The 6,326-nt window shown below is 71.1% G+C and carries 6 protein-coding genes; 5 read left to right on the top strand and 1 reads right to left on the bottom strand.

What is annotated here, in order from left to right:
• A partial coding sequence (locus DLJ47_RS28135; protein ID WP_109904409.1) for an N-acetylglucosamine kinase occupies window positions 1-981 on the bottom strand: 981 nt, incomplete at its 3' end.
• A 198-nt stretch (window positions 982-1,179) separates the two neighbouring features.
• Between DLJ47_RS28135 and DLJ47_RS28130 the strand changes: the two genes are divergently transcribed.
• The 5 genes from DLJ47_RS28130 to DLJ47_RS28110 all read left to right on the top strand — a co-directional run bounded on the left by DLJ47_RS28130 (window position 1,180) and on the right by DLJ47_RS28110 (window position 6,313).
• Window positions 1,180-2,136: a MurR/RpiR family transcriptional regulator gene (locus DLJ47_RS28130; protein ID WP_088992991.1), complete on the top strand. Its 957-nt coding sequence runs from the start codon at window positions 1,180-1,182 to the stop codon at window positions 2,134-2,136.
• Window positions 2,133-2,882, top strand: a complete 750-nt coding sequence (locus DLJ47_RS28125; protein ID WP_109904407.1) for a sugar isomerase domain-containing protein — start codon at window positions 2,133-2,135, stop codon at window positions 2,880-2,882. Before DLJ47_RS28130 ends, DLJ47_RS28125 begins: the two co-directional genes overlap by 4 nt.
• 26 nt (window positions 2,883-2,908) lie before the next feature.
• A complete protein-coding gene (gene ngcE / locus DLJ47_RS28120) occupies window positions 2,909-4,342 on the top strand; it encodes an N-acetylglucosamine/diacetylchitobiose ABC transporter substrate-binding protein (RefSeq protein ID WP_109904405.1) in 1,434 nt (477 codons plus the stop codon).
• Between the two features lie 32 nt (window positions 4,343-4,374).
• Entirely contained in the window at window positions 4,375-5,286 is a 912-nt protein-coding gene (locus tag DLJ47_RS28115) for a carbohydrate ABC transporter permease (protein WP_109904403.1), read from the top strand.
• A gap of 94 nt (window positions 5,287-5,380) precedes the next feature.
• On the top strand, window positions 5,381-6,313 hold the full coding sequence (locus tag DLJ47_RS28110; protein ID WP_109904401.1) for a carbohydrate ABC transporter permease: 933 nt from the start codon (window positions 5,381-5,383) through the stop codon (window positions 6,311-6,313).
• Window positions 6,314-6,326 lie beyond the last annotated feature (13 nt).

Here is a 6,326-nt window from a genome sequence, read left to right as displayed (position 1 = left end):
GGTGGGGACCAGGAGGGCGTGCAGGGTGGTCGGGTCGTCCACTTCGGGCAGGTCCCGGGCGGCGAGCCAGGCTGCGGCGGCCGCGCCGTCGCCGGCCGAGTGCAGCGGCGCGTCCGGCCAGCGCCGGGCCGCCTCGTCGCGGACGGCGGCGGCGAGCGGGGTGTCGCCGGTGAGCAGCCCGCCGCCGAGCACGATCGGGGTGAGCGTGCCGGCCGGCCGGATCCGGGTGACGCTCTCCGCGAGGTGACCGGCGGCCTCGGCGATCAGCGCGCGCCCGGTCGGTTCCCCGGCGATCGCGGCGGCGACCACACGCGGGGCCAGCCGGGCCAGTTCGACCGGCGGGCGCCGGGTGACCGCCTGGATCAGCGTGTCGACGGTGTCCCGGGGGCGGGCCGCCAGCTCGGGGGTGCCGAGCAGGTCGGTGAGCACCTGCTGGCCCAGCGCGTCGGGTGCCCGGCCGGAGTCCAGGTCGGCCAGCAGCCGGCGGACCGCCTCGCGGCCGAGCCAGAATCCGGAGCCGGCGTCGCCGAGCAGCCAGCCGTGGCCGTCGGCCACCCGGTCCAGGCGCAGCTCGTGGACCTGGGCGGCGATCGCGCCGGTGCCGGCGATGATTACCGTGCCGTCCGGGGCGGCGGTGCCCGAGGCGTACGCGACGAGGGCGTCGCCGTGCACCGCGTACGGGCAGCGCAGGCCGGCGTCGTGCCAGGCCCGGTCGAACGCCGCCCGGCCGGCGGGGTCGGCGAGCAGCCGCCCGGCTCCGGCGAGGCCGATGGTGCCGGCGCGGACCCGGGTGGGGTCGGTGTCGGCGAGCGCGCCGCGCAGCGCGGTGAGGAGTTCGGCGGCGGCCCGGTCGGCGCCGTGGCTGGTCGGGTTGCCGCCGCCGGCGCGGCCGTCGCCCAGTCGCCGGCCGTCCAGGGTGAGGGCGGTGGCGCGGGTGGACGTACCCCCGACGTCGAGACCAACCACGACGGTGTCGGACATCGGCTCGGGCCCCTCCTGCTGCGCTGCTGTGGCGCATTCATGCTGGTCGGCCGGGTGCCGGCAGGCAAGGTCGGTGACCGCCGGGCGGCTGTGCGCCAGGTAACAGTTTGAAAACTTCGCCCACAGCCTTGACACGGAGGGGCCGTCAGTAAGAACTTTTACCACTAACAGTTAACAGTCTTTTCCGAAAGGCGTCCCATGGTTGATCACGAGGTGGACACCTCCGCGGGGACCGCGGTGGTCGACGCCGACGCGTTCGACCGACGGGGCGCGCTGCCCTCCGACGGCGTGCTGGCCCGGGTGCGCGCCGGCGTCGACGAGCTGACCGGCGCGCTGCGCCGGGTCGCCGAGCACGTGCTGAGCGACCCGGAGGCGGCCGCCAGAGCGACCATAGTGGAACTGGCGGAGCGAAGTGGTACCTCGCCGGCCACGATCACCCGGTTCTGCCGGGCGATGGGCTTCGAGGGCTACGCCGACCTGCGGCTGGGCATCGCCGCCGAGACCGGGCGGGCCCGCTCGGCGGGCTGGACCGTCGACATCGGACGGGAGATCCAGCCCAACGACCCGCTGGAGCGGGTGCTCGACCAGATCATGGCCGCCGACACCCGGGCGATGCACGACACCGCCGCCCTGCTCGACCTCGCCGAGGTGGAGCGGGCCGCGGTGGCCATCGCCGGAGCCTCCCGGGTGAACATCTTCGGCGCCAGCGGCAGCGCGCTGGTCGGCGAGGAGATGCAGTTCAGCCTGCACCGCATCGGGGTGGCCGCGTGGGCCTGGAACGACGTGCACTCCGGGCTCGCCTCGGCCGCGCTGCTGCGCCCCGGCGACGTGGCGCTCGGTATCTCGCACACCGGGCAGACCCGGGAGACCATCGAGGTGCTCGCCGAGGCGGGCAGCCGCGGCGCCACCACCGTGGCGCTCACCGGCTTCCCCCGCTCGCCGCTGGCCGAGCTCGCCGACCTCGTGCTGGTCACCGCCAGCCAGGCGACCACCTTCCGGCCGGACGCGCTCTCCGCGCGGCACCCGCAGCTGGTCGTGCTCGACCTGCTCTACATCGCGGTGGCCCAGCGCACCCACGACCGCGCCCACGCGGCCTTCCGGCGTACCGCCCAGGCCGTCGACGGGCACAAGGCCGCGAGGGAGGCCCGCGCATGATCAGCGCCCAGGGGTACGCGGAAGCGGTCCGTCCGGTGCTCGACCGGCTGGTCGACACCAGCGCGGACGGGATCGCCACGGCGGCCGACCTGATCGCCGCGAGCCTGCGCGCCGGCGGGGTGCTCCAGGCGTTCGGGGCCGGGCACTCCGAGGCGTTCGCCGCCGAGCTGGTCGCCCGGGCCGGCGGCCTGGTCCCCACCAACCGGCTCTCCATCCACGACCTGGTGCTGCACGGCGACGCCCCGCGCGACGTGCTCGCCGATCCGAAGCTGGAGCGCGACCCCACCATCGCCCACCAGCTGTACGCCCTGGCGGCCCCCCAGCCGCAGGACGTGTTCGTGGTGGCGTCCCAGTCCGGCATCAACGGCTCGGTGGTCGAGCTGGCGGCGCTGGTCACCGGGCGCGGTCACCCGTTGATCGCGGTCACCTCGGTCGAGCACACGGCACGGGTCGCCCCGCGGCACCCGTCCGGCCGGCGGCTCGCCGACCTCGCCGACGTCGTGCTGGACAACGGCGCGCCGTACGGCGACGCACTGCTGCCGCTCGAGGGCGGCGGCGCGGTCTGTGCGGTCTCCTCGGTCACCGCGGCGCTGCTGGCGCAGCTGCTGACCGCCGAGGTCGTACGACGGTTCCACCAGGCCGGAGAGGTACCCCCTATCTACCTCTCCGCCAACGTCCCCGGTGGGGACGAGCACAACCTCGCCCTCGAGTCGCGGTACGCCGGGCGCCTCCGGCGGACCGCCTGACCCGAACACCTCAAGGAGAGACGACGATGTCGATTACCCCCGAGAACCCGGCCGACCTGAGCCGCCGGACCGTGCTGCGTCGGGCCGCCGCCGTCGGCCTGCTCGCCACCCCGGCCGCCGGCCTGCTGAGCGGCTGCGTGGCCGGCGGCGACGACGAGCCGACCGAGCAGGCCGCCGGCGAGAAGTCCGCGGAGAACCCGCTGGGCGTCAAGGAGGACGCCGCCCTGGAGGTGGTCATCTTCAACGGTGGCCTGGGCACCAAGTACGCCACCGACGTGCACATCCCGTCGTACAAGAAGAAGTTCCCGAAGGCGGAGGTGAAGTTCTCCCAGGCCGAGGAGATCGCCACCGTCCTGCAGCCGCGGTTCACCAGCAACACCCCGCCGGACATGGTCAACAACGCCGGCTCGAAGCTGATGGACCAGGGCGCGCTGGTGCAGGCCGGCCAGGTGCAGGACCTCACCGAGCTGTTCGACGCCCCGTCGCTGGACAACCCGGGCACGAAGGTCAAGGACACCCTGATCCCCGGCACCGTCGAGCAGGGCACCTTCAACGGCAAGCCGTACGTGCTCAACTACGCCTTCACCGTCTTCGGCCTCTGGTACGACAGCGCGCTGTTCCAGAAGAACGGCTGGACCCCGCCGAAGACCTGGGCCGACTTCACCGCGCTCTGCGACAAGATCAAGGCGGCCGGCATCACCCCGTACTCGTACGCCGGGGCGAACGCCGCGTACTACCAGTACCTGGTCATCCTGACCAGCGCCGCCAAGATCGGCGGGCCGGACGTGCTGAAGAACATCGACAACCTGGAGGACGGCGCCTGGCAGGCGGAGCCGGTGAAGCAGGCCGCCGCGGCCTGGGCCGAGATCGGCGCCAAGTACGGCAACAAGGCGCACCTGGGTCTCAAGCACACCGAGGTCCAGCTCCAGCAGAACCAGGGCAAGGTGGCGTTCTACCCGAGCGGCTCCTGGCTGGAGAACGAGCAGGCCAAGGACACCCCGCCCGGCTTCAAGTACGCGGTCATGCCGGTGCCCAGCGTGACCACCTCGGACAAGCTGCCGCAGACCGCCATCTACGCCGCGGCCGGCGAGATGTACTTCGTCGCCTCGAAGGGCAAGAACCCGCGCGGCGGCATGGAGTACCTGCGGCACATGCTCTCCAAGGAGGGCGCGAAGGGCTTCACCGAGCTGACCAAGGTGCTCACCGTGGTCAAGGGCGCGGTCGACGGCCTGGAGATCTCGCCCGGTCTCACCAGCGGCAACGCCATGCTGTCGGCGGCCGGCAGCGACTACTTCGCCTACCGCTTCGACACCTGGTACAAGAAGCTCGACGACGAGGCGCGGGCGGCCACCAACGAGCTGATGTTCAACGGTGGCACCGCTGACAAGTTCTGCGAGCGGATGCAGAAGGTGGCGGACGCGGTGAAGAAGGACTCCTCGATCGAGAAGTTCAAGCGCTGAGCCGGGCGTAGGAACGAGCGGAGACGACAACCATGCGGCATGGCAGGTACCCGTTCATCGTCGGCTTCCTGGCGGTGCCGGTCGCGATCTACGTGACCTTCGTCATCGGGCCGTACGCCCAGGCGTTCTATCTCGCCACCACCAACTGGCGGGGGGTGAGCGCCAACCCGAAGTTCATCGGTCTGGAGAACTTCGAACGGCTGCTGTCCGACGACATCTTCTGGAAAGCGGTCCGGCACCACGGTGTCCTGCTGCTTGCCATGCCGCTGCTCACGATCGCCCTCGCGCTCTTCTTCGCCTTCATGCTCAACGTGGGCGGGGGGAGCCGGGGCGGCGTGATGACCGGGGTCTGGGGGTCGAGGTTCTACCGGGTGGTGTTCTTCTTCCCCCAGGTCCTGGCCGTGGTCATCGTCGGTGTGATCTTCAGCCGGGTGTACGCCCCGGACGACAGCGGCCTGCTCAACGGCGCGCTCGGGCTGTTCGGGTTCGACCCGGTGCTGTTCATGGCCGACCCGGACATCGCGCTCTGGTCGATCATCGGCGTGCTGGTCTGGCAGGCGGTCGGCTTCTACGTGGTGCTCTTCTCCGCCGGCATGGCGTCAGTGCCGAAGGACATCTACGAGGCGGCCACCATCGACGGGGCCGGCCGGTCGGCGATGTTCTTCCGGATCACCCTGCCGCTGCTCTGGGACACCCTCCAGGTGGCCTGGGTCTATCTCGGCATCGCCGCGTTCGACGCGTTCGCCATCGTGCAGGTGCTCTCGGTCGACCAGGGCGGCCCGGACGGGGCGACCACGGTGCTGGGCATGGAGATCTACCGCAACGCGTTCAGCTACTCCCAGTTCGGCTACGCCTCGGCGATGGGTGTGGCGCTGTTCTTCCTGACGATCACGTTCGCGGCGCTCACCCTGCGCGTCAGCCGGCGTGACACGATCGAGCTGTAAGGCGGGGTACGCATATGAGCGAGCACAGCGAGCGAATCATCAGGCTCAGTCGGTTGGTGCCTCGTGGCGGCACGGAGCGAAGCGGAGTGCCGGCATGAGCACAGAGATTGCTCCGAGCGCGCCGGCGGCCCCGGCCGGCCCCGGCAAGCCAGACACCCGGCGCCGACTCGGCCGGCGCGGGCAGCGCGACGAGGTCGGCCTGCTCAGCGGCCTCGGGCACATCGCCCTGCTGGTCTGGGCGGTCCTGGTGGTGGCGCCGCTGCTCTGGACGATCCTCGCCTCGTTCAAGAGCAACACCGAGATCTTCCTCGGCAGCCCGTTCGCGCTGCCCGACGTGTTCAACTTCGACAGCTACGCCCGGGCGTGGAGCGAGGCGAACGTCGGGCGGTACTTCCTCAACAGCGTCCTGGTGGTGTCGCTGAGCACCGCCGGCACCATGCTGTTCGGGTCGATGGCCGCGTACGTGCTGGCCCGCTACCCGTTCCCGGGCAACCGGGCGATCTACTACCTGTTCGTCTCGGGCCTGGCGTTCCCGGTCTTCCTCGCCCTGGTGCCGCTGTTCCTGGTGGTCAACAACCTGGGTCTGCTGAACACCTACACCGGTCTGATCCTGGTCTACATCGCGTACTCGCTGCCGTTCACCGTGTTCTTCCTGGCCGCGTTCTTCAAGACGCTGCCGCAGTCGGTGGCGGAGGCGGCGATGATCGACGGCGCGTCGCACACCCGGCTGTTCTTCCGGATCATGATGCCGATGGCCCGCCCGGGCCTGGTCAGCATCGCGATCTTCAACATCATCGGCCAGTGGAACCAGTACCTGCTGCCGGTGGCGCTGATGCAGGGCGAGGGCGCCGACCAGAAGTGGGTGCTCACCCAGGGCATCGCCAGCATCTCCACCTCGGCCGGCTACGAGGCGGACTGGGCGGCACTCTTCGCCGCGCTCACCCTGTCGATCCTGCCGATGATCGTCGTCTACGCGATCTTCCAGCGGCAGATCCAGTCCGGCCTCACCTCCGGCGCCGTCAAGTAACCCTGTCCCTTAT

This window comes from Micromonospora sp. S4605, assembly GCF_003176715.1.
Lineage (GTDB): Bacteria > Actinomycetota > Actinomycetes > Mycobacteriales > Micromonosporaceae > Micromonospora > Micromonospora echinaurantiaca.
This window is presented reverse-complemented; position numbering and strand designations above follow the sequence as displayed.

Excerpts from the sequence above, each read along its gene's own strand:
- ngcE (WP_109904405.1), top strand. The coding sequence starts at position 2,909 with ATGTCGATTACCCCCGAGAACCCGGCCGACCTGAGCCGCCGGACCGTG.
- DLJ47_RS28110 (WP_109904401.1), top strand. The coding sequence starts at position 5,381 with ATGAGCACAGAGATTGCTCCGAGCGCGCCGGCGGCCCCGGCCGGCCCC.
- DLJ47_RS28125 (WP_109904407.1), top strand. The coding sequence starts at position 2,133 with ATGATCAGCGCCCAGGGGTACGCGGAAGCGGTCCGTCCGGTGCTCGAC.
- DLJ47_RS28115 (WP_109904403.1), top strand. The coding sequence starts at position 4,375 with ATGCGGCATGGCAGGTACCCGTTCATCGTCGGCTTCCTGGCGGTGCCG.
- DLJ47_RS28130 (WP_088992991.1), top strand. The coding sequence starts at position 1,180 with ATGGTTGATCACGAGGTGGACACCTCCGCGGGGACCGCGGTGGTCGAC.